Origin of the sequence: Nocardioides sp. zg-1228 (genome assembly GCF_017086465.1) — a bacterium.
GTDB lineage: Bacteria > Actinomycetota > Actinomycetes > Propionibacteriales > Nocardioidaceae > Nocardioides.
The window spans coordinates 1811242-1836345 of the sequence record NZ_CP070961.1; the positions used below are offsets into that span (position 1 = coordinate 1811242).

Annotated in this window: 19 protein-coding genes; 15 read left to right on the forward strand and 4 right to left on the reverse strand. The window is 70.7% G+C overall.

The window, feature by feature from the left end:
• Positions 1–13 precede the first annotated feature (13 nt).
• From JX575_RS08640 to JX575_RS08665, 6 genes are all read left to right on the forward strand, one after another.
• Positions 14–916: a phosphotransferase gene (locus JX575_RS08640; protein WP_186342026.1), complete on the forward strand. Its 903-nt coding sequence runs from the start codon at positions 14–16 to the stop codon at positions 914–916.
• A 253-nt stretch (positions 917–1169) separates the two neighbouring features.
• Positions 1170–2651: a 30S ribosomal protein S1 gene (gene rpsA, locus JX575_RS08645; protein WP_186342027.1), complete on the forward strand. Its 1482-nt coding sequence runs from the start codon at positions 1170–1172 to the stop codon at positions 2649–2651.
• Between the two features lie 145 nt (positions 2652–2796).
• Complete coding sequence (locus JX575_RS08650) at positions 2797–3639, forward strand: patatin-like phospholipase family protein (RefSeq protein ID WP_186342028.1); 843 nt, start codon at positions 2797–2799, stop codon at positions 3637–3639.
• Positions 3640–3707: 68 nt separating this feature from the next.
• Entirely contained in the window at positions 3708–4091 is a 384-nt protein-coding gene (locus tag JX575_RS08655; RefSeq protein ID WP_186342029.1) for a MerR family transcriptional regulator, read from the forward strand.
• Between the two features lie 29 nt (positions 4092–4120).
• The gene (locus tag JX575_RS08660) at positions 4121–4582 is read left to right on the forward strand and encodes a VOC family protein (RefSeq protein ID WP_186342030.1); all 462 of its coding nucleotides are present in this window, start codon (positions 4121–4123) and stop codon (positions 4580–4582) included.
• A 533-nt stretch (positions 4583–5115) separates the two neighbouring features.
• A complete protein-coding gene (locus tag JX575_RS08665) occupies positions 5116–5829 on the forward strand; it encodes a tyrosine-type recombinase/integrase (protein ID WP_241005396.1) in 714 nt (237 codons plus the stop codon).
• Positions 5830–5879: 50 nt separating this feature from the next.
• Here the strand turns inward: JX575_RS08665 and JX575_RS08675 are convergent, their stop codons facing one another.
• The gene (locus tag JX575_RS08675) at positions 5880–6236 is read right to left on the reverse strand and encodes a VOC family protein (protein WP_186342031.1); all 357 of its coding nucleotides are present in this window, start codon (positions 6234–6236) and stop codon (positions 5880–5882) included.
• A gap of 166 nt (positions 6237–6402) precedes the next feature.
• Here JX575_RS08675 and JX575_RS08680 point away from each other — a divergent pair, with 166 nt between their 5' ends.
• Positions 6403–7557, forward strand: a complete 1155-nt coding sequence (locus tag JX575_RS08680; RefSeq protein WP_186341833.1) for an IS30 family transposase — start codon at positions 6403–6405, stop codon at positions 7555–7557.
• An 82-nt stretch (positions 7558–7639) separates the two neighbouring features.
• On the opposite strand, the gene JX575_RS08685 is transcribed toward JX575_RS08680, so the two are convergent.
• Entirely contained in the window at positions 7640–8098 is a 459-nt protein-coding gene (locus tag JX575_RS08685; protein ID WP_186342032.1) for a hypothetical protein, read from the reverse strand.
• 76 nt (positions 8099–8174) lie between these two features.
• Here JX575_RS08685 and JX575_RS08690 point away from each other — a divergent pair, with 76 nt between their 5' ends.
• The 4 genes from JX575_RS08690 to JX575_RS08705 all read left to right on the forward strand — a co-directional run bounded on the left by JX575_RS08690 (position 8175) and on the right by JX575_RS08705 (position 11384).
• Positions 8175–8909 (forward strand): UPF0158 family protein, encoded by a 735-nt coding sequence (locus JX575_RS08690; RefSeq protein ID WP_186342033.1) that lies wholly within the window; start codon positions 8175–8177, stop codon positions 8907–8909.
• Positions 8910–9157: 248 nt separating this feature from the next.
• Entirely contained in the window at positions 9158–9961 is an 804-nt protein-coding gene (locus tag JX575_RS08695) for an aspartyl protease family protein (protein WP_186342034.1), read from the forward strand.
• Positions 9962–10117: 156 nt separating this feature from the next.
• Positions 10118–10339 (forward strand): hypothetical protein, encoded by a 222-nt coding sequence (locus tag JX575_RS08700; protein WP_186342035.1) that lies wholly within the window; start codon positions 10118–10120, stop codon positions 10337–10339.
• Positions 10340–10520: 181 nt separating this feature from the next.
• A complete protein-coding gene (locus tag JX575_RS08705; RefSeq protein WP_186342036.1) occupies positions 10521–11384 on the forward strand; it encodes an alpha/beta hydrolase in 864 nt (287 codons plus the stop codon).
• 518 nt (positions 11385–11902) lie between these two features.
• On the opposite strand, the gene JX575_RS08710 is transcribed toward JX575_RS08705, so the two are convergent.
• Entirely contained in the window at positions 11903–19516 is a 7614-nt protein-coding gene (locus tag JX575_RS08710; RefSeq protein ID WP_186342037.1) for a PKD domain-containing protein, read from the reverse strand.
• Between the two features lie 205 nt (positions 19517–19721).
• On the opposite strand from JX575_RS08710, the gene JX575_RS08715 reads away from it, so the two are divergent.
• The 4 genes from JX575_RS08715 to JX575_RS08730 all read left to right on the forward strand — a co-directional run bounded on the left by JX575_RS08715 (position 19722) and on the right by JX575_RS08730 (position 24116).
• A complete protein-coding gene (locus JX575_RS08715; RefSeq protein ID WP_186342038.1) occupies positions 19722–20672 on the forward strand; it encodes a helix-turn-helix domain-containing protein in 951 nt (316 codons plus the stop codon).
• 198 nt (positions 20673–20870) lie between these two features.
• Positions 20871–22139, forward strand: coding sequence for an aminotransferase class I/II-fold pyridoxal phosphate-dependent enzyme (locus tag JX575_RS08720; protein ID WP_186342311.1), 1269 nt, complete (start codon positions 20871–20873; stop codon positions 22137–22139).
• A 29-nt stretch (positions 22140–22168) separates the two neighbouring features.
• Positions 22169–22771, forward strand: coding sequence for a dephospho-CoA kinase (gene coaE, locus JX575_RS08725; RefSeq protein WP_186342312.1), 603 nt, complete (start codon positions 22169–22171; stop codon positions 22769–22771).
• 28 nt (positions 22772–22799) lie between these two features.
• Complete coding sequence (locus JX575_RS08730) at positions 22800–24116, forward strand: glycoside hydrolase family 3 N-terminal domain-containing protein (RefSeq protein ID WP_241005397.1); 1317 nt, start codon at positions 22800–22802, stop codon at positions 24114–24116.
• 15 nt (positions 24117–24131) lie between these two features.
• Here JX575_RS08730 and JX575_RS08735 read toward each other — a convergent pair whose 3' ends face one another.
• Entirely contained in the window at positions 24132–25094 is a 963-nt protein-coding gene (locus tag JX575_RS08735; RefSeq protein ID WP_186342039.1) for a sigma-70 family RNA polymerase sigma factor, read from the reverse strand.
• Positions 25095–25104: the final 10 nt, after the last annotated feature.

The window sequence follows — 25104 nt, forward strand, 5'->3', positions numbered from 1 at the left end:
ACGATGCGGGGCGATGAGTGCCTTCGACGCGTCCCTCGCACCCCTGGCCGGCGGTCACTCGGGGCGGACCTTCCTCGGCGAGGCCGGCGGGGAGCGCGCCGTCGTACGCCTCTATCCTCCGGACGACCCGCGCGGCGCGGCCGCGCCGGAGGTGGACCAGGCGGCCCTGCAGCTGGTGCGCGGCCTGCTGCCGGTGCCCGAGGTGCTCGAGGTGCGGCGGGCCGACCCGGCCGCGGGCCGTCCCGGGCTGCTGGTGACCTCGTGGCTGCCGGGGGAGCGCGGCGACCTCGTCGTCCAGCGACTCACCGCCGCCGGGGACGCCGAGGCACTGCGCCGGCTGGGCGGCCACACGGGCGCGGTCGCGGGCGCGCTGGCCGGGATGCCGATGCTGCGGCCGGGGCACTTCACCGACCCCGACCTCGGCCTGGGCCGCTTCCCCGACATCGGCCTGCTCGAGTGGGTCGAGGCGCGGCTCGCGCACTGGCCCGAGGAGGACCGCGCGGCGCTGGGGGAGGTGGTGTGGCCCGCCCTGGAGCTGCTGGACACGGTGCGGCGCTCATGCCTGGTCCACAGCGACCTCAACCCCAAGAACCTGCTGGTCGACCCGCACACGCTGGAGGTGACCGGCGTCCTGGACTGGGAGTACGCCCACGCCGGCCACCCGTGGACCGACCTGGGCAACCTGCTGCGGTTCGACCGGCAGCCGGCCTACGTCGACGGGGTCCTCACCGCGTGGACGTCACTGCGCGGGGGCGAGCGCGACGCCGTCCTCGAGGGCGCCCGCGCCGCGGACCTGTGGGCGCTGGTCGACCTCGCCGCGCGGGAGGGGACCAACCCCGTGGCGGACCGCTCGGCGACCCTGCTCCGGGCCGTCGCGGCGACCGGCGACCTGCACGCCTGGCCCTTCGGCACCTGAGCGTCGGGCGGGCTGCGGCGCCCGCGGGCGGCAGCGGTCGCTGAGCGTGGGCTGAGCGTGCGGCGCCGGTTGGACGCGATGGTGCGCGCACGCGTAGGCTTGGGTGTTGCGTCAGTCGTCTGCCCGGCTTCCATACCGAGCGAACTCGGGCTCGCCGTGTCACCGCGCGTGATCTGTCACCGTCGGGGACCAGTGAAACGGACCGCTGCACGCGTCCGCACGACTCCATCCATCCAAGGGAACCTCCTTCCACATGACGAGCACCCTCTCCACTCTTCCGGACTACGACGCCCCCCAGGTGGCGATCAACGACATCGGGTCCGAAGAGGACTTCCTCGCGGCGATCGACGCGACCATCAAGTACTTCAACGACGGTGACATCGTCGACGGCACCATCGTCAAGGTGGACCGCGACGAGGTCCTCCTCGACATCGGCTACAAGACCGAGGGCGTCATCCCCTCGCGCGAGCTGTCGATCAAGCACGACGTCGACCCCAACGAGGTCGTCAGCGTCGGCGACAAGGTCGAGGCCCTGGTCCTCCAGAAGGAGGACAAGGAAGGCCGCCTGATCCTGTCCAAGAAGCGTGCTCAGTACGAGCGTGCCTGGGGCACCATCGAGCAGGTCAAGGAGGAGGACGGCGTCGTCGAGGGCACCGTCATCGAGGTCGTCAAGGGTGGCCTCATCCTCGACATCGGCCTGCGCGGCTTCCTCCCGGCGTCGCTGGTGGAGATGCGTCGCGTGCGCGACCTGCAGCCCTACGTCGGCCAGACGCTCGAGGCGAAGATCATCGAGCTCGACAAGAACCGCAACAACGTGGTCCTGTCGCGTCGCGCCTGGCTCGAGCAGACCCAGTCCGAGGTCCGCCACGGCTTCCTGACCCAGCTCCAGAAGGGTCAGATCCGCAAGGGTGTCGTCTCCTCGATCGTCAACTTCGGTGCGTTCGTGGACCTCGGCGGCGTCGACGGTCTCGTCCACGTCTCCGAGCTGTCGTGGAAGCACATCGACCACCCGTCCGAGGTCGTCGCCGTGGGCGACGAGGTCACCGTCGAGGTCCTCGACGTCGACATGGACCGCGAGCGTGTCTCCCTGTCGCTGAAGGCGACGCAGGAGGACCCGTGGCAGCACTTCGCCCGCACCCACCAGATCGGCCAGATCGTGCCGGGCAAGGTCACCAAGCTGGTGCCCTTCGGCTCGTTCGTCCGCGTCGAGGAGGGCATCGAGGGCCTGGTGCACATCTCCGAGCTGGCCGAGCGCCACGTGGAGATCCCCGAGCAGGTCGTGCAGGTCAACGACGACGTCATGGTCAAGATCATCGACATCGACCTCGAGCGTCGCCGGATCTCGCTGTCGCTCAAGCAGGCCAACGAGACCGCTGCCGCCTCCGACGTGGAGGAGTTCGACCCCACGCTCTACGGCATGACCGCCACCTACGACGAGCAGGGCAACTACGTCTACCCCGAGGGCTTCGACCCCGAGACGGGCGAGTGGCTCGAGGGCTTCGACGAGCAGCGTGCGATCTGGGAGGACCAGTACGCCAAGGCGCACGCCCGCTGGGAGCAGCACGTCAAGCAGCAGGCCGACGCCAAGGTCGCCGAGGCCGAGGCCGGCGAGGCCACCTCGTACTCCTCCGGTGGCGACACCGCGGCCGAGCCCGGTGAGGAGACCGGCGGGTCGCTCGCCTCGGACGAGGCGCTGCAGGCGCTCCGCGAGAAGCTGACCGGCGGTTCCAACTGATCCGCTGATCGACACGCACCACCACGCAGCACCACGACGGCCCGCCGGGACTCCCGGCGGGCCGTCGTCGTTCGTGGTGCCGCGGCGGCCGTGGTGCCCGTGTCGTCGGGCTGCCCGTCAGGGTCGGTCCGATAGAACTGGCGACATGACTGGTCATGGCACGTCGGCGCTGGTGCTCGGCGGTGGGGGGATCACCGGCATCGCGTGGGAGCTCGGCATCCTCACCGGACTCGCCCGCGAGGGCGTCGACCTCACCGGCGCGGACGTCGTGGTGGGCACCTCGGCCGGCTCCGTGGTCGGTGCCCAGGTGACCGGCGGGCCGTCCCTCGAGGAGCTCTACGCCACCCAGCTCGAGCCCGCCGACGCCGAGCTCGGCGGACGGCTGTCGCGCATCGCGGCGCTCAAGCTCGTCCCGCCCTACGTCCTGCCCGGCAGCGGACGCGACAAGCTGGCGCGCGTCGGCCGGGTCGCCCTGGCCTCGCACGCGCCGGGAAGCGTCGACCGCGAGGCCGTGATCCGCTCGCGGCTGCCGGTCCGGGCCTGGCCCGAGCGCGACCTACGGATCACCGCCGTCGACGCCACCAGCGGGGAGTTCACCGTCTTCACGGCCGACTCCGGGGCCGACCTCGTCGCGGCGGTCGCGGCGAGCTGTGCCGTGCCGACGGTGTGGCCGCCGGTCGAGATCGACGGGCGCACCTACATGGACGGCGGCATGCGTTCGACCGCCAACGTCGACGTGGCCGCGGGCGCCGAGCGGCTCGTGGTGCTCGCGCCGCTGCCGCGCTCGGTCAGCAGGAAGATGTCGATCCGGGCTCAGGTCGAGCGCGTCGCGCCCCGGGCGTGGTCGGTCGTCACCCCCGACGCCGACGCGCTGGCCGCCTTCGGCCGCAACCTGCTCGACCCGGCCAAGCGCGCCGTGGCCGCGGAGGCGGGCCTGCGCCAGTCGCGCGACCTGGTCGACCGGGTCGGCGCGGTCTGGGCCGCCTGAGCGGGCCGGTCGGTCCGCTCGCCGGCGGCACGCAGCCGGGGCCCTCCGGGCCGTGGGATCCTGTGCCGGTGAAGATCGGCCGACTCTCCCACCTGACCGGGGTCAGCGTGCGGTCCATCCGCTACTACGAGGCCCGCGGGCTGGTGCGCCCGACCCGCGACCGCTCGGGCCAGCGCCTGTTCGCCCCCGAGGACGTCGACCGCGTCATCCGCATCCAGGAGATGCTCGCGGCCGGTCTCGGCACCCGCATCATCGCCGAGATCCTCCCGTGCCTCGACGTACCTGTCTCGCAGCGCACGGGCTTCCTCGAGGAGAGGCTGCGCGAGGAGCAGCAGCGCATCGAGGACGAGCGTCGCGAGCTCGACCGTGCCCAGCGCGTGCTGGACGGGCTGCGGGCCGAGCTGTCGGTCGTGCGACCCGACGCGACCCGGCGCGACCCGGCTTGCACCTGACACCGGTGTCAGGGCCGATCCTGTGGAGCATGGACACCGACACCGACAGGAACGTCAGGCAGCTGCGGCTGGTCGTCGAGGCCGCTGACTACGAGCAGGCACTCCACTTCTACCGTGACGTCCTCGGGATGGAGGAGGTCGCCGCGTTCGCCAACGGGGGCGACGACCTCGTCGCCATCCTCGACGCCGGACGCGCCACCCTCGAGATCGCCAACCCGACCCACAAGCGCGTGATCGACGAGGTGGAGAACGAAGGGCGCCCCGGGGCGTCCCTGCGGGTGGCCTTCGAGGTCGACGACGCGGCCGCCACGACCGACGCCGCCACCGCTGCCGGCGCCGAGCTCCTCGCCAGCCCTCGCGAGACGCCGTGGCGTTCCCTCAACTCGCGGCTCAACGCGCCCGCAGGACTCGAGATCACCGTCTTCCAGGAGCTCGAGGACCAGGCCACCAGGGCGAGGAGGCCCGGCTTCGGCACCGACGCCGACAGGTGACGGGCTCCGGGCTCGTGCTGGAGGATGCCGGCTGACGGCGAACGACGACAGGAACGAGACGATGGGTCTGGATCCGGACGGGCGCATCGACCTCACTGGGGACGAGCTGCGCGAGGTGGTGAGCTTCGCCGCGTGAGGCGCTGAACGTGTGCTCGAGCTCTTCGAGCGTGCCGCGCCGGGTGATCGGCGCCCGCGGACCGCGATCGAGGCGGCCAGGACGCTGGTAGTCCTGCGCCCTCATCGCGGCAGACCGGCAGAAGCCACCAGTGCCGCGTGTCCCGACGTCCGGATCTGGCACTCATCTCGGCATGTGCGGATCCCGACTGGCTCGAGGAAGCTGAGCGAGGGAACCATGCGCGCGTTGACGAACCTGCCGAGGCGAGGCGTCGTGGACCGATGGACACCAACACTCTCCCCGCCCTGACCGACGTCGACGACCCGATGCTGCGACTTGCTGTCGCCGCACACCTGGCCCGCTACAAGGGGCAGAGCCGCGCCCACACCGCATCCGACCTCAACACCTACCTGCGCTGGTGCCTGGAGAAGGACCTCAGGCTGCAAGCGCAGCCAGCACATGTCGAGCTCTACCTGCGCTGGCTGCAAGAAGTCCGCCACCTGCGACCATCGACGGTGTCGCGGCGTCTATCCGTGCTGGCCACGTTCTACCGAACCTGCGTCATCGACCAGATCTTGAGCACTCACCCGCCGAGTACGTCCGACGCCCGCACGTCCCACTCGAGTCGCCGACACTCGGGCTCAGCCACCTGCAGTTCGAGGCCATCCTCACCGCCGGCCGCCACTCCGCCAACCCCAACGACTTTGCACTCGTCGCGATGCTCGGACTGCTCGGCCTACGCGTGTTCGAGGCGACCGGCTCGAACGTCCAAGCGCTTGGCGAAGCTCGCGGTCACCGTGTCCTCACCGTGCACGGAAAGGGCGACAAGACCGCCCTGGTGCCGCTTCCTCCCGCTGTCGGCCGTGCCATCGACCAGGCGATCGCCGAACGAACGGTCGGCCCGATCCTGCTCAACCGCTACGGCCGACGGATGGACCGGCATGCAGCCACCCGCCGCCTGCGAGCACTCGCCAGGTCGGCCAACGTCACGACCGCCCGCATGCACCCACACATGCTGCGCCACACGTTCGTGACCACGATGCTCGACGCCGGCGTCGACCTACGCGACGTCCAGATCGCTGCTCGACATGCCGACCCGCGCACGACCGCGTTCATGGCCTCAGCGACCTGACGACCGCACATGCCGATGTCCGTGCCCACGGTCTGGGGCGCCGCCTGAGTTCATTGTGGTTCGATACAGAACTCGTTGCCCTCGGGGTCACGCAGGGTCACCCAGCCGCGATCCTCTGGACCCCTGTGATCCTCGTGGATCGTGGCGCCGAGGCTGACCGCCCGCTCGACCTCCTCGTCGCGGGAGCGCCGGTCGGGCGCCCAGTCGAGGTGAACCCGGTTCTTGGCCGATCGCGGCTCGGGTACACGGACGAACAGGAGACCCGGCACTTGGTCCGGCGCTTCGACTAGCACCTCGTCGTCGCCGGCTTCATCGATGTCGGAGATCGGCCAGTCGATCAATCGGCTCCAGAACGTTGCCAGCTCGTAGGGGTCCGCGCAATCGATCGTCACGTGACGCAGTCTCATCCTCAGCACCGTAGTCCGTGTTCGCATGAGCCGCACGTCCGCACCATCTCGATCCGAGTGTCCGCTCTTGCGCCGAGTGACGGCCAGGTGTGCCGCGTTCAGAGCGCGGATCTGCCGGTGCTCTCAAGGGGTCAGCGCAACACTTCCTTAACTCGAGGAGGTTGCGGTGGGACGTGGTGACTACGAGAAGCTGACGCCAGAGACGATCGACGCGCTGTGGGCGAGGCTGCGTGAGGGGCAGGCAGCGAAGCCGACAGCTCGGCAACTGGGTCTGTCACCGAGCACGGTGCGTACCTACCTGCTGCGCTGTGGTGGGGTCAGACCCGATCCTCGGCGTCGATCACGTTGTCGCCTGTCGATGGCGGAGCGCGAGGAGATCTCTCGGGGCTTGGCGGCCCAGGAGTCGATCCGAGCCATCGCGACTCGATTGGGTCGAGCGCCCTCGACGGTTAGCCGAGAGATCAACACCAACGGCGGGCCCAGGCGATACAGAGCAGCCAGAGCCGATCGTGAGGCGTGGTCGCGTGCGACCCGTCCCAAGGCGTGCAAGCTGGCTGTGAACCCGGTGCTGGCTGGCATCGTGGCCGAGAAGCTTCAGCGACGATGGTCACCCCAGCAGATCGCAGGCTGGCTCAAGTCCACCTACCCCGACGACCCGGAGATGCACGTGTCCCACGAGAGCATCTACCGCACCCTGTTCGTCCAGTCCCGCGGCGCGCTGCGCAAAGAACTGACCGCTCACCTGCGCACCGGGCGGGTGATCCGGCGACCCAAGGGAGTTCGGTTGCCCGACGGTCGTGGCGGCCGGCCCAACACGCTGCACATCTCCGAGCGACCGGCCGAGGTAGAGGACCGGGCGGTACCCGGCCACTGGGAAGGCGACCTGGTGTTCGGCAAAGGGATGAGCCCCGTTGCCACCTTGGTGGAGCGCTCGACCCGGTTCCTGATGCTGGTCGCGCTACCTGGTGGCAATCACAAGGCTGACGCGGTCGCCGATGCGCTGGCTGCCGCAGTCACGACGCTGCCGCAGCAACTGACGAAGTCCCTGACCTGGGACCTCGGCCACGAGATGGCCCAACACCAGCGGTTCACCGTCGCCACCGGTGTGCAGGTCTACTTCTGCGATCCGAAGTCGCCGTGGCAGCGTGGCAGCAACGAGAACACCAACGGACTTCTGCGTCAGTACCTGCCCCGCCGGGTCGACTTCCGCACCTTGACCCAAGACGACTTCGATGCCATCGCTCAAGAGCTCAACGAACGCCCTCGACAGACCCTCGGCTTCAAGACACCATCACAAGCACTAGCCGAGGTGTTGCGCTGACCGCCTGAACCCGCACCGATGAGCGAGCGTGGCATGCGCCCCGGTCGTCGAAGGGTCTGCAGCTGGCTGGTGAGAACATCGATCACTTGGTGACGGTGATCTGATCCCCGGCATTGAACATCGCGACTTCCTCGTACTCGTTCGTCGGGCAGTCCGTCAGTGGCTCGGCAAACTCGGTTCCAAGGTCGGGCAAGTGCGGGTATCCGCCGCCTCCGCTAACCCGATCGCCCAAGGCGACTACTTGACCATCGGACAAGCGGACTGCTTGGGCGTCCGCATCCCACGTCGTGCCGTAAGGCCAGACCACCGGATACCCGCCGACCAGTAGGCACCCGCTCGACATAGATAGTGGGCCTTCGATCTGGGCGCTGGCGCCGGAACCGTCTTCCTCGGCAGGGTGCGCAACGACTGGACCGTTCCCGTTGGAAGTTGAGGCGACAACGGCGCTTTCATCGCCGCCACAGGCGGCACCGAGCGCGAGGACCAAGAGACTCGCAGCGGCCATTCGCAATTGCATCACGGGCATGGGACGTTTGAGCACGCTTCACCGTTGCCCATGAACGTCCGGACATGCCGCGAGTAGTGCGCGGGATGGCAGCGATGGGAAGAATGCCGACATGTCCCAGCGAAAGCGGCTACGAGAGTTTCGCGCTGCCGTGTTCACAGCGGATGGAGAGGCGCTGGTGTCGCTCCTCCGCGCGGGTCCGTGGCCAAGTCACGCGCTCCAGTTGATCGGTGATGGGCTGCTCGCGGCGTTAGGTCAGAACATCGAGGCAGCGCGCGAGCTGGCTGAGCGGTGCGTGACCGATCTGCGCGAGAGGGACTGGGAGGGCGACGAGGATCTGGTTGCTGCGTTGTTGGCAAGACTGGGCGCTGGGCCGGCCCCGTTGTTGAGGAGCTTGCCGGTCGATCTCGACCAACTCGTCGATGTGCTCGAGGGTGACGCGGTCGCGGGCGGCGGCCGCATCGATCTTCACACCGGTGAGGTGTGGCCCGAGGCGGTGTTTGAGTACGGGATCGAGAGCGAGGAGGAGGGGAAGGATAAGGATCTCGACGACGGCGAACGCTGGCTGTGGGTCGTCAGCGAGGGCTCGCGCGCCGGGTACCGCGACATGGAACTGTTCGTCGCCGGGGTCGCCGAACCAGACCTCGTCGACCGCTTGGCGCGGACGTTGGAGGGTCGGGGCGCGTTCCGCCGTTTCAGAGACGAGCTGACACGCTGGCCCGACCTTCAAGATCGCTGGTATGTGTACTCCGCGGAACGGCGGCGGGGACGCGCCCGAGCCTGGCTCGCCGCCGAAGGCTTCGCCCCGGCAGTGCCGGCCGCCGACAGCGCGCAGAAGACGACCTGATCGCGGCAGATCCGGACGCTGGAAGTGCGTAGGGTGAACCCGGCCATCCCGGCAGGTAAGAGGGAGAGACGGGTTCCACCCCAGGGTGGGAGAAGTGCTGGGAAGTAGACCCCGCCTCCCCGCCGACCATGGACTCATCGCGGCAGATGAGTGCGTTTCCTTATCTGCGACGTAGGGCGTGTCCGGGTCCCTCCGATCCCGTCGCCGTCACCTGCTCGCACACCGGTCACCCTGGCTAGGGTGCCAATGTGCGCCCAGTCCCGCTAATCGTGCATCCCGATCGCGAAGAACTGGGTGCCGCCGAGTTGTACGTCGACGTGTTGGTCGACGGGCGGCCGGTGCGCATGCTCCTCGACACCGGAGCGTCGAGCAGCCGCATCCCGGCCAACGACTTCACCCGGGCGTTCGCACGGGCGGGCGACGAGGGGAGCGGCGGCCGCGGGGCACTGGGCGAAGCCGCCGGAGCCGAGGTTCGCGTCGTAGCGCCATCCCTTGAGGTCGGTGGAGTCAGGGCCGAGTCTCTGGCTGTGGAACTTGCGGAGCCTAGGCCGGATTACCTCGCGGCGATCCTCGGCTTGGACGTCCTTCGCTACCACCGACTCAACCTCAGCATGTCGGACGCGGAGATTGCTCTCGATGCGGAGACTCCCGTCGAGGGCAAGCATCCTCTCGTGCAGTCCTCCGGCGGACACCCGCACGTCGACGTCGAGTTTGAGCACGGCGGGACCGCCCGTGCGATCTGGGATACGGGCGCAGCAGTGACTGTCGTCGATCAAGCATTCGTTCTCACCCATCCATACCTGTTCGAGTCGCACGGCACATCGAACGGCATCGACTCGATGGGCAACAGCCTTGAGGTGCCGATGGTGACAATGGCCGCGTCTGTGATCGGCAGCCGCACCTTCACCCCGAGTCTCGCCGCGGTTGTCGATATCGCGGGGATCCAACGGTTGGGCGAACCCGAGTTCGCCATGATTGTCGGATACCCGTTGATCTGCCAGGCAGACTGGGCGATGGACTTGGCGCGCGGCTGGTGGGGGTTCCTTCGCTAGAACCGAGAGTTCGGCCCCCGGCCATCGCGGCAGGTAAGAGGGAGAGACGGGTTCCGCCGGAGGGTGGAAGAAGTGCTGGGACGTAGACCCCGCCTCCCCGCCGATCATGGAATCATCGCGGCAGATCCGGATGTCTTGGCGGTCTACACTCAGGCAATGCGCCGCAGCGTCTACGTCGAGTACGCACCTCGCGCGGGCCACGGCGTCGAGGAACTGCAGGTCGGCCAGGTCGGAGTCGCCGTCGTGTGGGGCGAATATCATGTTGACGTCGTGTGGGCAGGTCTTGAGAACCAGATGGTGACGACGGGCATGGTCTTCGACGAACTAGACCTTCGTGAAATCGACGTCCGCACTTTCGCCCAGCGTGTGTTGGCGTAGCACAACCTGTCCGCGCGGTAGGCGCACTCATCTCGGCAGATCCAAGTCTTCGGGCTCGCGCGACCCGTTGATACAACAACCGTTCCATCGGGGGCTCAGCAGATGTAGGGTCTCAGCCCCGCGAACGACCAGAGGAGGTGAGTCCGATTACCACTGTCCAGTACTTCGAAAGGCAGTCCTTATGGACCTCACCTTGCACTCCTTCTTCGCTCGCGACGGCGCACGCCTGACATTCCGCCTGCTCGGCTCCACCTCGCCGTCCCGTCCGCCCTTGATCTGCGTGCCCGGCGGGCCGATGCTCGACTCCGACTACCTCGGCGACCTCGGCGGACTGCACGCCGACCGCGCACTTGCCCTGCTTGATCCACGGGGCACCGGCTCATCGGGCGGGGCCGACGACCCGTCAGCGTGTCGCTGCGACCGGCTTGCCGACGATCTCGAGGCGCTCCGAGAGCACCTCGGTGAAGCGCGCATCGAGCTGCTCGGGCACTCCGCCGGCGCCAATGTCGTGTATCGCTATGCCGAAAGAAGCCCCGGTCGAGTGTGTCGACTCGTCTTGGTGGCGCCATCCGTACGCGGCCTGGACCTTGAGGTGCCGAATGATGCGCGGCGCACGGTAGCGCGCCTCCGCTCGGAAGAGCCGTGGTTCGCCGACGCGATGGGGGCGCTCGAGGCGGCGTGGGTCGGCACCGCGACGGCTGAGCAACTTGGACTGCTGGAGCCGTTCAGCCACGGATGCTGGGACGACGCGACCCGCGCGTACGTCGCTCGGATGGACGCGCGACGCGATCCGCGACACATCCAGGCCTTCGGTGCGGACGGTGCCTTCGACGCAACATCGACGCGCGACGCCCTGTCACGGCTCGACGCGCCCGTGCTTGTGCTTGCCGGAGGCCTAGACGTCGGAGTTCCACCCGCGCTGGCCGAGCAGGTCGCCAGACTGTTCGCGAACGCCGACTTCGTCGTCCAACCAGGTGCAGGCCACTTCCCATGGCGCAACGGCGCCGAGCGGTTCCGCCGACTGGTGGCGCCGTTCCTCGCCTAGCCACGCTCGACGGCCCGCAGCTATTGCGCATCGAAGTGGGCACGTAGTGAGGTCGCAGAAACAGTTCGGGCTCGGCGCCGGCCGTCGAGGTGGAGGTAGCCGTCGGCGTCGAGGCGCCCGACGTCGCCGACGGTGAAGGCGGGCCCTCGGGCCACTCCTCCGAGCGGCACGTGGTGACCTGGCCCTCCGTCGACCCGTAGAACTCCCAAGCCGCGCCGTCGGGGAAGAGCTCGACCAGGCGGCGCTTGATCGGCGCGGGGCACGGCGCGCCGGCGTGGCGACGAGCCGGAACGACGAGAGGTCCGGCACGCCGACGCGGTCCCAGTGGGCGAAGAGGCGCTGCAGGTGGGTGGGCACGCAGAACATCGTGGTCGGGCTCACCACGAGGTGGACGTCGTCGGGGACGAAGCCCCAGAGTCGGCGAGCAGCGCCAGCACCAGGTCGACGTACGACGGGGAGCCGCACCCGTCGGGGGACCGGCGGGTGCCGCTGCGAGGTGGTGCTGGTCAGGCACTGCGTCAGCGGAGCACCCGCAGCCACCAGCGGACCACGCGCTTGTTGCCCGCCTCGTCGCGGACCACGAGCACCACCCGGTGGCGTCCGGGGGCCAGGGTCCTCGACGTCGCGATGAGGAGGCCCTTGCGGGTCACCCGCACGTCCGCCGCGGACCGGCCGCCGAAGCGCACCGTCACGTCGCTCGCCCGGAGCTGGTCATGGCGGTCGCTGATCCGCGCGCGGACGGTCGGCGTCCGGTCGCGGGTCGGCTCGCTCCCGGAGACCACCGTGACCTTGGGCTTGCCGCGGTCGACCGTCCAGGTGCGGACCGCCGGGCTGGCGTCGGTGTTGCCCGCCGCGTCGGTGGCGCGCACCTTCAGCTCGTGCTCGCCCTGGCCGAGCCTGGTGAACGTCTTCGGTGACGAGCACGCCGCCCAGGCTCCGCCGTCCAGGCTGCACTCGAACCTGCTGCCGGGCTCGGTGGAGACGAAGGCGAACGTCGCCGCCCGCCCGCGGCCGTGGCCCTTCGGACCACTGGTGATGGTGGTGTCCGGGGGAGTGGTGTCGCCCGGAGGGGGCGGGCCGTCGCCGGTGACGACGATCTCGACCGTGTCGGTGACCGTGTCGGTCCCGTCCGCGCTGCCCACCGTCACCGTGGCCCGGTAGGTGCCGGGCGTGGCATAGGTGTGCGTCGGGTCAGGACCCTCGGCCTTCGCGCCGTCACCGAAGTCCCACGCGTAGGTGAGCCCGGCGGTGCTCGGGTCGAGGTCGACGCAGCCGATCCGCCTGGCCGGGTTGTCCGGGTCGTGGATCACGATGGCGACGGCGTCGGAGTCGGCACGCTGGTCGCTGGTCACCACCACCTCGCCGCTGGCTCCCTCCGCATCGCTGGTGAACGGCAGCCAGATCTCGTTGTCCTCGCTGAAGGGGAGATCGGTGTCGAAGCGGAAGTGCGCCCCGCCGTTGCCGTCCGCGCACGACTGCTCGTGCACGTGCACCATGTGGGCGGCCGAGGGCTTGAGCCCGGTGACGTCCAGCGTGGTCACCGTGGTGTCCCGCGAGCGGACCATCGAGGCGGTGCCGGACAGCTCGGGGTAGGTCGTGGTGCCGTCGGCGAAGGCGGTGAGCTCACCGCCCGTGGTGACCGCCGTGGCGAAGTCGACCTCCAGCGGGGCGCTGCCCCTCGCGGGTGTGGCGCTCGCCTCGACGTCCGGCAGCGCGTCGACGCTGATCTCGACGCTGTCGCTGCCCTCGTTGCCGTCGGGGTCGGTCACGGTCAACGTGGCGGTGTAGCTGCCGGAAGCCGTGTAGACGTGGTTGAGCGGCGGCTTGGGGCCGGTATACGTCGTCCCGTCCCCCCAGTCCCATGTGTAGGTCAGCGGACCTCCCTGGTCGTCGATCGCGTTGATGGTGAACGCGACGGGCAGCGGAGCACGGCCGCTCGTGGGAGTGGCCGAGACGCTGACGCGCGGCGCCTCCCCGGTGACCGAGATCTCGAACTCCTCCTCGTAGGTCCCGCCCTTGCCGTCGCTGACGGTCAGGGTCGCGACGTACCTGCCGGGGTCGGCGTACGTCACGTGGGCGTGCGACTGCGTCGACTGGTCGGACGGCTGGTCGCTCTGGCCGAAGTCCCACAGGTAGGTGAGGGCGTCGCCGTCGGCGTCGCTGGCGCGGGCCTCGAAGTGGACGTAGAGCGGGGCGGGCCCGGTGCGCGGCGAGACGAACGGCTCGGCCGTCGGAGGTTCGTTGTCCTCGGCGGGCTCCTCCACGACCACCGTGCCGCGCATGGTGGCGCCGTGGATGCTGCACCAGTACTCGTAGGTGCCCGGGCGGGTGAAGGTGTAGCGCACCGGCGCGCCGTTGGCGTCGCGGTACTCCTGGAGGGGCGGGGACCACGTGTCGGCGGTGTCACGCGAGGTCAGGTCGTGGCCCATCGTGGCCCGGTCGAACTGCCACTCGACGGTGTCGCCCACCTCGACGGTGACCGTCGACGTGCCGGTCTGCTCGGCGACCCACTGGTTGTCGGTGGCCGTGTCGACCGCGTCGACGACGAAGACGTCGCCGCCGGCCGGCTCCTCGACCACCACCTCGACGGTGTCCTCACCCGTCTGGCCGTCGGGGTCGGTGACCGTCACGGTCGCCGTGTAGGTGCCGGGATCGGTGTAGGTCCAGCTCGCGTCCGCGCCCGTGGCCGTGTCGTCCTGGGTGCCGGCCACGCCGAAGTCCCAGGTGTAGGTGAGGTCCCCACCCTCCGGGTCGGTGCCCTCGGCGCGGAAGTCGACGTCGAGCGGCGCGGTGCCGGAGGTCGGCTCGGCCGTGGCGGTCACGGTCGGGTCCTCGCCCTCCTGGACGCCCGACCAGCGGAAGAAGTCGAAGTCCGCGACGGGGCCGCCCGCCGCGCCTCCGGTGAGTGCCATCACGCCGACGCGGGGGTTGCTGATCCCGGCCAGGGCGCGCGGGTCGCCGACCTCGGTGAACTGCTCGCCGTCGGTGGAGTACCACCCGCGCAGCTGGGCGCCGTCGGAGGTGAAGCGCAGCCAGAACGTGGTGGGGAAGCTCGTGGGCAGGAACGGCCCGTCGAAGCTGCCGCCGCCGGTGTTCCAGTTGCCGCTGAAGTCGAAGTCGCTGTTGCTCGGGCTCGACGAGCGCAGGAACTCGATCCACTCCCGGTCGCTGCCCTTGTCGACGAAGGTCAGCTTCGCGAAGCCGGAGCCGCCGCTGCCGGCGACCACCAGCCCGGCCTGCTGGCCGGCGTCGAGCGGGTCCCAGGTGAGCTTGGTCGTCGCGGTCCACGGGCCCTCGGGTGCGGCCTGGGTGATGATGTTGGGGGTGTCGTTGTACTCGCCCGGTCGCGCCGTCAGGTGCAGCGCGCCGTCGGAGACGTCGTACGCCGTCTCGTCGGGCCGGCGCACCGTCCAGTGGCAGTTGTCGAGCAGATCGGTGTCGTTGAACTCGTCGGAGCGCTCGGGCTGCTCGCACGGCGGCGCCGGCTCCTCCGACCGCATGCCGGAGACCGCGAAGACGTGAAGCTTCGGGTCGACCGGCAGGGTCAGGGTGTCGGGCTGCTTGCCGGCCGCGAGCGGGATCGGCTGGGTGAAGATCATGACCCGCGGCGAGGTGTCGCCGCCCCCGTTGTGGCGGTAGGGCATGTCGATGGCGATCTCCTCGCCGAACTTGGGCGCCACCGCCCAGTCGGTGAACCGCAGCGGCACCTGGACGGTCGTGCCGTCGTTGTAGGCGAGGGTGGCGTCCTTCTGCACGTCGCCGTTGTGGGCGGTGGCCAGGACGCTGAGCTGGTCGTAGGTGCCGGTGGGCAGGGTGATGACCTGGCCGTCGGCCTCGACGTTGTTGAGCCTCCCGTCGGCGGGGCTGCCGAAGTCGTAGTCCACGCCGTTGAGCCGCACCGGGCCGCCGTCCTCCTGCACGGCCTGGGGGAGGAGCTCGGCGGCGAAGGTCCACCCGCCGCCGTCGAAGTTGCCGTCGCCGGGGTTGGCGTCGGTGGAGATGCCGTCGTTGTTGAACAGCTCGGACAGGTCGGCCACCGGGCGGCACTCGCCGTCGGCGAGCACCTCGATGCGCACCGAGCTCGTGCCGGTGTTGCCGTCGGGGTCGGTGGCGGTGACCGTGGCGGTGTACTCGCCCGCCTCCGTGTAGGTGTAGGTGGGCGACTGCTCGGTGGAGGTGTCGTCGTCGGTGCCGTCGACCCCGAAGTCCCAGCGCCAGGTGACGGACTGGTCCTGCGGGTCGGTGGCCGAGGCGTCGAAGTCGACCTCGAGGGGGAGCACGCCGCAGCGCGGGGTCGCGGTCGCCGTGGCGACCGGGTCGACCAGGACGGTGATCTCCTCGGTGGTGCGGGTCAGGCCGCGGTTGCCGTCGGCGTCGACGGGGGTCACCTCGGCGGTGAAGGTGCCGCCCTCGGTGTAGGTGTGCGAGACCTCGCCCGCGCCGGTGACCGGGTCGGAGCCGTCGCCGAAGTCCCACTCGTAGGTGATCGCGTCGCCCTGGCGGTCGATGCCCTCGGCGGTGAAGTCGACCTCGAGCGGTGCGGCGCCGCGCACGGGCTCCGCGGTGAGCGTGTTGACGAACGGCTCCTCGACGTCGAGCTCCCGGATCTGGATGTTGCGGAAGCTCACCTCGTCGGCGTCGCCGTGGTTCTGCAGGCCGACGTAGCCCTCGGTGCCGCGCGAGCCGTCGGAGGTGTACTCGTTCACCACCTGGCCATTGAGCGTCATCGTGTAGGTCTGGCCCTCGACCCGGATCTCGTAGTCGTTCCACTCGCCGACCGGCTTGGCGTTGCGCGCGTCCTCGCGGTCGAAGTTGTAGACCGAGCCGGTCTTCTGCGGCTCGTCGCCCGGCTGGCCCTCCTTGATCTGGATCTCGTGACCCTCGTCGACGGCCACCCACGGGTCGGTGCCCGGGTCGGGGAAGCGGGTGAAGACGCCGGAGTTGTCACCGTCGTCGGACAGCTTGAACTGCACCTTGAGCACGTAGTCGTCGAAGGTGCGCTCGGAGTACCAGAACAGGCCGAGGCCGCCGCGGCTGGTGAGCGCGCAGTCCTCCACGGTGAAGCCGCCGGGACCGGCCTGCTTCCATGCCGACGCGTCGGTGCCGTCGAAGAGCAGCTCGTAGCCGTCGTCCGCGGTGGGCGCACTGGCGCAGGGCTGCCGCACGATGACCTCGACGGCACGGCTGGTGGACTTGCCGGTCGCGTCCTCGACGGTCAGGGTCGCGGTGTAGGTGCCGGTCTCGGGGTAGGTCCACGACGCGGTGGGCGTGGTGGCGGTGTCGTCGTCGGTGCCCTCGACGCCGAAGTCCCATGCGTAGGTGATGGCGTCGCCGTCGGGGTCGCTGGCCTCGGCCGCGAACTCCACCTCGAGCGGCGCGAGTCCGTCGGCGGGCGTCGCGGTGGCGGAGGCGATGACGGGGGAGGTGTTGCCCGCGACGCCCTTGCCGGCGACGGAGAACTCGTCGAAGTTCATCTCGCCGTTGCCGGAGTAGACGAAGTAGAGCGGACGCCCGCCCGGGTCGGCGTCTCGGGCGGTGATGCGCGCGCTGACGGTCTTGTAGAAGTACTGGCCCTCGGTGCCCCCGGCGAGCGGCACGGTGGCCACGACGGGACCGTTGGCCGCGCCCGCACGCACCGCGATGGTGGCGCCGGCCTGCGGTCCGCCGGAGTAGCGGATCGACACGTCGGTCATGTTGACCAGGCTCATCGGGTCGAACATCACCCAGTCGCCGTTGCCCATGCCCGTGATCAGGCCGCCGCCGCCGGGTCGGGTGCCGGACTTGTCGTCGTAGCCGGTGTAGCCGACGCCCTGACGGTTGGTCGCGTGCTCGGCCTGGCGCAGCTTGGGCTGGAGGATGACCGTGTCGCTGCCCTGCAGCGGCGCGTTGGCGCCGTCGTTGGCGCCGCCGTCGCGGTAGGTGGCGATGAGGACGCCGTAGGTGTTGGCGTCCGGGCCGTGGTCGCCCGAGGCGGCCGTGCGGATCGTGCCCTCGCAGCCGGTGACCGACAGGTTGGGGTGGACGTGGATGTCGTGGCCGAGGCCCTCCTGCACCACGACCTCGCTGCAGTCGACCGTCTCCTCGGCGTCCTGCACGTCGACGACGAACGGGATGTCGTCGCCGGAGGCGTAGAACCCGCCGTCGGCGGGCAGCTCGATCGTCACCTTCGGCGCGGTGTTGCCGACGTTGATCACGACCTGCGACGTGGCGGACTTGCCGGTCGAGTCGGTCACGGTGAGCAGCACCGTGTAGTCGCCGGGGGTGTCGTAGGTGCGGGAGGGGGAGGCGTCGGTCGAGTCGGTGTCGCCGTCCCCGTCGAGGTCCCAGGCGTAGGTGACGGCGTCACCGTCGGGGTCGCTCGTGCCCGCGCTGGTGAACTGGACGGCCAGCGGCGCCGGCCCCTCGGTCACGTCGGCGCCGGCGCGCGCCACCGGGGCGGAGCCGTTGATGGCGTAGTCGATGCGGACGAGCTTGGTCTGGGGGGAGCCGGAGAAGAAGCCGGTGCCGTACTCGAGGACGTACATCGAGCCGTCGGGGCCGAACTCGAGGTCACCGGGGGCGACAAACCCGTCCATGAAGTCGTTGATGGCGGTGATGTTGCCCGCGGCGTCCATCCGGACCTCCTTGATCCAGCCGCGGCTCATCTCCGACATGAAGTAGGAGCCCTCGTAGTCGGCAGGGAAGGCGGTGTCCTTGGCCGCGGTGTTCTGCGACTGCCGGTAGACCTGGCCGCCCGTCGGGGTGGCGCCCTGGACGGCGGCGTACTTGTAGGGACCCACGTCGGAGTAGGGGATCCACGCGTCGGTCATCGGGGGCAGGGTCTGCAGGCCGGTGCTGTTGGGCGAGTCGTTGACGCCCGTCATCGCGTCGGGGTCGTCGCAGGGGAAGCGCTTGGGGCTGCCGTCGGGGTTGGTGCGGTAGCGGTTGGCCACGAAGTCCCAGTCGACGTACGCGCCGCCGAAGTCCATCTTGGTCAGGTCGGGGCCGACCTCGCCGCCACAGTAGGGCCAGCCGCCGTTCATCGCGACCTCGGTGCGGTTGAACTCCTCGAAGTGGCGCGGGCCGCGGTTGGGGCTGTTGACCCGCGAGTCCGGACCGACCTCGCCCCAGTAGAGCGCGTCGGTGTCGGGGTCGACGCCGAGGCGGTAGGGGTTGCGCAGGCCCATCACGTAGATCTCGGGGCGGGTGCGGGCCGGGTCGGCGTCGGGGTAGAGCGCGGACGGGTAGGCGCCGCCCTCGCCGAACAGGTTGCCGTCGGGGATGTCGTAGGAGACGCCGTCACCGGGGGTCGGGTCGACGTCGCCCGCGTCGTCGTCGCGGGGGACGACCCGCAGGATCTTGCCGCGCAGGTCGTTGGTGTTGGCCGAGGACTTCTGCGCGTCGTAGTCGGAGCGCCCGGGCCGTTCGTCGTGGGGGGAGTAGCCGTCGTTGTCGGAGGAGGAGGTGTTGTCACCGGTCGCGAGGTGGAGCACGCCGCCGTCGCCGAACTGCAGCGAGCCGGCGGAGTGGCAGCACACGTTGCGCTGGGTGCCGACCTCGAGGATGACCTTCTCCGACGACTTGTCGATGAACGTCTCGCCGTCCTCGTCGGTCTCGACCGTCAGGCGGGAGAGCCGGTTGGCGGTGAGCGAGGCGGGCAGCGGGGCGTAGTAGACGTAGACCCAGCCGTTGTCGGCGAAGGCGGGGTCGAGCGTGATGCCCAGCCCGCCGTCCTCGAGGCCGCTCCACACCCCGAGGCTGGGGTTGTTCATGATGATCTCGATGCTGCCGTCGGCCGGGTCGTACATCGAGATGTCGCCGGCGCGGGTGATGAAGAAGACCCGACCGTCCGGCGCGACGGTCAGCTCCATGACCTCGCCGAGGCCGGTGCCCTGGCCGAGGACGACCTTCTGGAACTTCGTCAGGTCGGGAGCGGCAGCGCCCGCCGCCCTCGTCGCCGCCGGCGCGCGGGCGCCCGCGTCCTTCGCCCCCTTGCCGGGGGCGGGGGAGCCGTCCCCGCGCTCGGCGGCGGCCGGTGGCGCGACCGGGTCGGGCACCGCGGCCATGACCGGGGCGGTGAGGCCGAGGGCCAGCGCCAGGCCGGTCACCAGGGCGAGCAACGAGACGACGAGCTGACGAGACCGCTGGTGCATGGCGGGCCTTCCCACAACCGAGTTCGGGGCGCCGCAGGGCGTCGCGCCCTGTGACCTGTGTCACGCTAGAGCCGACTTTTGCGTGACGTCAAGCAAAAGATGATTTCGTCTCGCCGGAACGGGCCCCGCTGTCGCGAGCCGGTCGCCCGTGGCAGGAATCGTGATACTGGTTGATTTCCTGCCACCGGGGGAGCAGGCTGGCGGCATGAGGAAGGTCGCAGCCGTGGTGCAGGACGGCGCCGAGCCGTTCGGCCTCGGCTCGATGTGCGAGGTGTGGGGCGAGCCCTACCACCCCCAGGACGACAACCCCGTCTTCGACTTCGTCGTCACCACGCCACGACCCGGGCGGGTGCGGGGCGCGACGGGATACGACCTGCACGTCGAGCACTCCCTCGACGACGCCGCCGACGCCGACCTGGTGTGCCTGATCCCCAAGCGCGGCTACCTCGAGCCGTCGCCGGAGGTCGTCGAGCTGGTGCGGGGCGCGTACGACCGGGGCGCGCAGGTGTTCGCCCACTGCACCGCCGCGTTCATCCTCGGCGAGGCCGGCCTGCTCGACGGGCGGCGCGCGACCACGCACTGGCGCTATGTCGACGAGCTCGCCGCCCGCCACCCCGAGGCAAGCATCGACGGCAATGTCCTCTACGTGCAGGACGGGCCGATCGTGACCGGCGCCGGCTCGGCGGCCGGTCTCGACGCCGCGCTCCACGTGATGCGCCAGCACTTCGGCGCGAGGGTGGCGGCCACTACCGCCCGGCGCATGGTGGTGCCCCCGCACCGCGACGGCGGGCAGGCGCAGTTCATCGCCCGCCCGGTGCCGTTGTGCGAGTCGGAGGCGCTGGCGCCCCTGCTGGCGTGGATCAGCGCCCACCTCGCCGACGACCTGGACGTCGAGACGCTGGCGCGGCAGATGCACATGTCGGGGCGCACCTTCGCCAGGCGCTTCAAGGACGAGACCGGCACCACGCCCTACAGCTGGATCCTCGGCGAGCGGGTGCGGGCCGCCCAGGAGCTGCTCGAGCAGACCGACCACTCGGTCGACTGGGTGGCCGCCGAGGTGGGCTTCGGCAACGCCGCCACCCTGCGCCACCACTTCGGCCGCGCCCGCGGCGTCAGCCCCCAGGAGTACCGGCGTACGTTCCGCACGCCCGCCTGATCGCGCGGCCCGCATCCGGCGCCGGTCGGACGGACCCAACGGGCGAGCCCGTCGCTCGATCCCGCGCGTGCCCGGCGAGATCCCGCCGTTGGGTGCGCACGAACGGTCGCCGGGGCGTCCCGCTCCGTGGGTACGACCGGCCCGGAGCGCGTCGCGGCTCGGTAACCTTGGGGGGTGAACGCGACTCCGCTGGCCGACATGTCCGCCGCCGACCTCGCCACCCTGCTCGAGGAGCAGCGGGCGGCCTACGAGGACCTGAAGGCGCGGGGCCTCAAGCTGGACCTCACGCGCGGCAAGCCGTCGGCCGAGCAGCTCGACCTCGCCGACGACCTGCTGCGGCTCCCGAGCGAGGCCCGCGACGCCAACGGGGTCGACGTGCGCAACTACGGCGGCCTCGAGGGCCTGCGCGAGCTGCGCGAGATGTTCGCCGAGCTGCTGGGCGTCGAGGTCGACCAGGTCGTCGCCGGCGGCAACTCCAGCCTGTCGATGATGCGTGACTGCCTGGTCTGGATGATGCTCTTCGGCGCCGTCGACTCCAAGCGCCCGTGGAGCAAGGAGGACCAGGTCAGGTTCGTGTGCCCGGTGCCGGGCTACGACCGCCACTTCACGCTGCTGGAGAGCCTCGGCATCGAGATGCTGACGGTGCCGATGAACGACGACGGTCCCGACGTCGACGCCATCGCGGCGCTGGTCGCCGACGACCCGAGCGTCAAGGGCATGTGGGTCGTGCCGACGTACGCCAACCCGACGGGCGCCGTCTGCAGCGTCGAGGTCGCCGAGCGGCTGGCGGCCATGCCGACCGCGGCCCCCGACTTCAAGATCTTCTGGGACAACGCCTACGCGCTGCACCACCTCGGCGACGACGAGACCGAGACTGCCGACATCCTGAGCCTCGCCGCGGCCGCCGACCACCCCGACCGGCCGGTCATGTTCGCCTCCACGTCGAAGATCACCTTCGCCGGTGCGGGGGTGGCGTTCCTCGCCGCGTCGACCGACAACATCCGCTGGTACCTCCAGCACCTCGGCACCGGGTCGATCGGCCCCGACAAGGTCAACCACCTTCGCCACGCCGAGTTCTTCGGCTCGCCGCAGGGCGTGCGCGACCACATGGCCAGGCACCGCGCGATCATCGCGCCCAAGTTCGCCGAGGTCGACCGGGTGCTCTCCGAGCGCCTCGGCGGTCGCGGAGTGGCGACCTGGAACGCCCCGGCCGGCGGCTACTTCGTCAACCTCGACGTGGTGCCCGGCACCGCGAGCCGGGTGGTGGCGCTCGCCAAGGACGCCGGCATCGCGCTGACCCCGGCCGGGTCGTCGTTCCCCTACAAGCAGGACCCGGACGACACCAACATCCGGCTGGCGCCCACGATGCCGCCGCTCGAGGAGGTCACCGCCGCGATGGAGGCGGTGGCGACCTGCGTGCTGCTGGCCGCGGCGGAGCAGGCCGTCGAGCGCGCCACGGCCTCCTGATCCGTCGTCGTGGGGGAGGACCTGTGACCGTGCGTGTCGGCCTGACGGGAGGCATCGCCTCGGGCAAGAGCACCGTGTCGGCGGTCCTCGCCGAGCTGGGGGCGGTCGTCGTCGACGCCGACCTGATCGCCCGCGAGGTGGTGGCTCGGGGCACGCCCGGGCTGGAGGCGGTGGTCGAGGAGTTCGGGCCCGAGCTGCTGACCCCGGAGGGCGAGCTCGACCGGCCCGCCATGGGCGCGCTCGTCTTCGCCGACCCCGACGCGCGCCGGCGACTCGAGGCGATCATCCACCCGCTGGTGCACCGGCGCAGCGCGGAGCTCGAGGCCGCCGCACCCGCGGACGCGGTCGTCGTGCACGACATCCCCCTGCTCGCCGAGGTGGGGCGGGCCGGGTCGTTCGACGCGGTCGTGGTCGTCGACGCGCCCGCCGAGCTGCAGGTCGAGCGGATGACGGGCGACCGGGGCTGGACGCGGGAGGACGCCGAGGCCCGCATCGCCGCGCAGGCGACGCGGGAGCAGCGGCTCGCGATCGCCACCCACGTGGTCGACAACACCGGCTCGCTGGACGACCTGCGCCGACAGGTCGAGGCGATCCACGCCGAGCTGGCGGAGCGCGCCCGCGTTTCCGGCTGACGCGGGTCTGGCCGGTAACCTCCGCGGGGTGTCCCAGCTCCGACCCCGCCTGGCCGTGATCGCGACGAGCGTCCTGCTCCTGGGCGGGTGCGCCGGTCTCACCTCGACGAGTGACGACGCGGATCCGTCGACGTCCTCGTCGTCGCCCTCCACGACCGACGACTCCGGGCAGGCCGCCCCCGAGGCGGAGGAGTCCGAGGACCCCGACGCCCCCACGAGCTGGGGCCCGACGACGGGTGAGCTCGAGCAGGCCCGCGAGCTGGTCGGCTCGTGGAGCTCCGAGCAGCTCGCCGGCGGGGTGATCGTGGGCCGCTTCCACGGCACCGACCCCCAGGAGCCGGCCCGGATGGTGCGCGAGCTGCACCTCGCGGGCGTCTCCGTGACCGGCGCCAACGTGAGCGACCGTGACCAGGTGCTGGCGATGACGTCGGCGATCGTCGACGCCGCCGCGGCCGACGGCCGCGACCACCCGCCCGTCATCGGCGTCGACCAGGAGGGCGGCTACGTGTCGCACCTGCGCGGCATCGCGACCGAGTTCCCGCACTTCCAGACCGCCGGCCTCGCCATCGCCGCCGACGCCCGCCTCGGGCGCCGGGTCACCCGGGCCGCGGCCTTCGCCACCGGCCTCGAGCTGCGCGACCTCGGCTTCACCTGGGTCTTCGCCCCCGTCGCCGATGTCACGATCGGAGCCGCCGACCCCACGATCGGCGCCCGGTCTCCCTCGACCGACCCCCGGCTGGCGTCCCAGGCGGTGGGCGCGGCGATCAAGGGCTACGACGACGCGGGCGTCGTGTCGACCGTCAAGCACTTCCCGGGCCACGGCGGCGCCACGAGCGACAGCCACGACACGCTCCCCGTGCTCGACTCGACCCGCGCCGAGCTGGCGGCGCAGGACCTGCCGCCGTTCGAGTCGGCGTTCCGGCAGGAGGCGCCGGCGGTCATGCTCAGCCACCTCGACCTGACCGCCATCGCTCCCGGGGTGCCGGCCAGCATGGCGCCGGAGGTCTACGACCTGCTGCGCGAGGACCTCGGCTTCGAGGGCGTCGCCATCACCGACTCGCTCGGCATGGGCGCTGTCGGTGGCAGGCCGACCCCGGCCCTGCAGGCCCTCCAGGCGGGCGCCGACCTGCTCCTGATGCCGGTCGACACCGCCACCACCCACGGCATCGTCGCCGACGCCATCGACTCCGGGCTGGTCTCGCGCAGCCGCGTGGAGGAGGCCGCGGCCCGGGTCGTGGCGGTGCAGCTGTGGCAGGCGCGGGTGGCAGCACGACGGCCCGTCCCCGCCGACGTGGTCGAGCGGGCACGGGCCGCGAGCGCGGACCTGGAGTCCGCGGCGTACTGAGGCTGCCGGTCGGGGTCAGGCAGCGAGGTCCGGGTCGCCGGCGCGGCGCAGCTTCTGCAGCGCCTCGCGCTCGAGCTGGCGGACCCGCTCGGCGGAGATGCCGTGGCGGGCACCGATGTCGGCCAGCTTGTGCTGGCGCCCGTCGGCGAGCCCGTAGCGCGCGCGGACGATGTCGGCGGAACGCTCGTCGAGGATCCCGACGAGGTCGTCGAGCCGCTGGCGGGCCTCCGCGTCGAGCACGTTGAGGTCGGGACCGGGCGCGGTCTCCTGAGCCATCAGGTCACCCAGCGACGTGTCGCCGTCCTCGTCGACCGGCGTGTCGAGCGACACGTGGTCGCGTCCCCAGCTCATCAGGTCGAGGACGCGGTCGAGGTCCATGCCGAGCTCGGTGGCGATCTCGTGGGGCTCCGGGTCGCGGCCCAGCTGGCGCTCGAGGGTGCGGCGGGCGCTGCCGACCTGGTTGAGCTCCTCGACGACGTGCACGGGCAGGCGTACGACGCGCGCCTGCTGGGCGATGCCGCGGGTGATCGCCTGGCGCACCCACCACGTGGCGTAGGTCGAGAACTTGTAGCCCTTGGTGTAGTCGAACTTCTCGACCGCGCGGATCAGGCCGGTGTTGCCCTCCTGGATCAGGTCGAGCATCGGCATCTGCGAGCGGCCGTACTTGCGCGCGATGGACACCACCAGGCGCAGGTTGGCCTCGATGAACCGGTCGACGGCGAGCCGACCCTGCTCGGCGAGCCACTCGAGCTCGGCCTCGTTGGCGCTCATCGGGGCGCCGCCCTTGCGGCGACCGACCCGGCCGGTGTCGAGGAGGTGCTGGGCCAGCAGGCCGGCCTCGATGGTCTTGGACAGCTCGACCTCGGTCTCGGCGTCGAGGAGCGGGGTGCGAGCGATCTCGTCGAGGTAGAGGCCCACGCTGTCGCGGCCCTCGATCTCACGAGTGGTGGTCGTGCGGTTGGCCTGTGCGGTGCTCATCTCGTCCTCC

Excerpts from the sequence above, each read along its gene's own strand:
- JX575_RS08640 (WP_186342026.1), top strand. The coding sequence starts at position 14 with ATGAGTGCCTTCGACGCGTCCCTCGCACCCCTGGCCGGCGGTCACTCG.
- rpsA (WP_186342027.1), top strand. The coding sequence starts at position 1,170 with ATGACGAGCACCCTCTCCACTCTTCCGGACTACGACGCCCCCCAGGTG.
- JX575_RS08650 (WP_186342028.1), top strand. The coding sequence starts at position 2,797 with ATGACTGGTCATGGCACGTCGGCGCTGGTGCTCGGCGGTGGGGGGATC.
- JX575_RS08660 (WP_186342030.1), top strand. The coding sequence starts at position 4,121 with ATGGACACCGACACCGACAGGAACGTCAGGCAGCTGCGGCTGGTCGTC.
- JX575_RS08675 (WP_186342031.1), bottom strand. The coding sequence starts at position 6,236 with ATGAGACTGCGTCACGTGACGATCGATTGCGCGGACCCCTACGAGCTG.
- JX575_RS08690 (WP_186342033.1), top strand. The coding sequence starts at position 8,175 with ATGTCCCAGCGAAAGCGGCTACGAGAGTTTCGCGCTGCCGTGTTCACA.
- JX575_RS08700 (WP_186342035.1), top strand. The coding sequence starts at position 10,118 with ATGCGCCGCAGCGTCTACGTCGAGTACGCACCTCGCGCGGGCCACGGC.
- JX575_RS08705 (WP_186342036.1), top strand. The coding sequence starts at position 10,521 with ATGGACCTCACCTTGCACTCCTTCTTCGCTCGCGACGGCGCACGCCTG.
- JX575_RS08710 (WP_186342037.1), bottom strand. The coding sequence starts at position 19,516 with ATGCACCAGCGGTCTCGTCAGCTCGTCGTCTCGTTGCTCGCCCTGGTG.
- JX575_RS08715 (WP_186342038.1), top strand. The coding sequence starts at position 19,722 with ATGAGGAAGGTCGCAGCCGTGGTGCAGGACGGCGCCGAGCCGTTCGGC.
- JX575_RS08720 (WP_186342311.1), top strand. The coding sequence starts at position 20,871 with ATGTCCGCCGCCGACCTCGCCACCCTGCTCGAGGAGCAGCGGGCGGCC.
- JX575_RS08735 (WP_186342039.1), bottom strand. The coding sequence starts at position 25,094 with ATGAGCACCGCACAGGCCAACCGCACGACCACCACTCGTGAGATCGAG.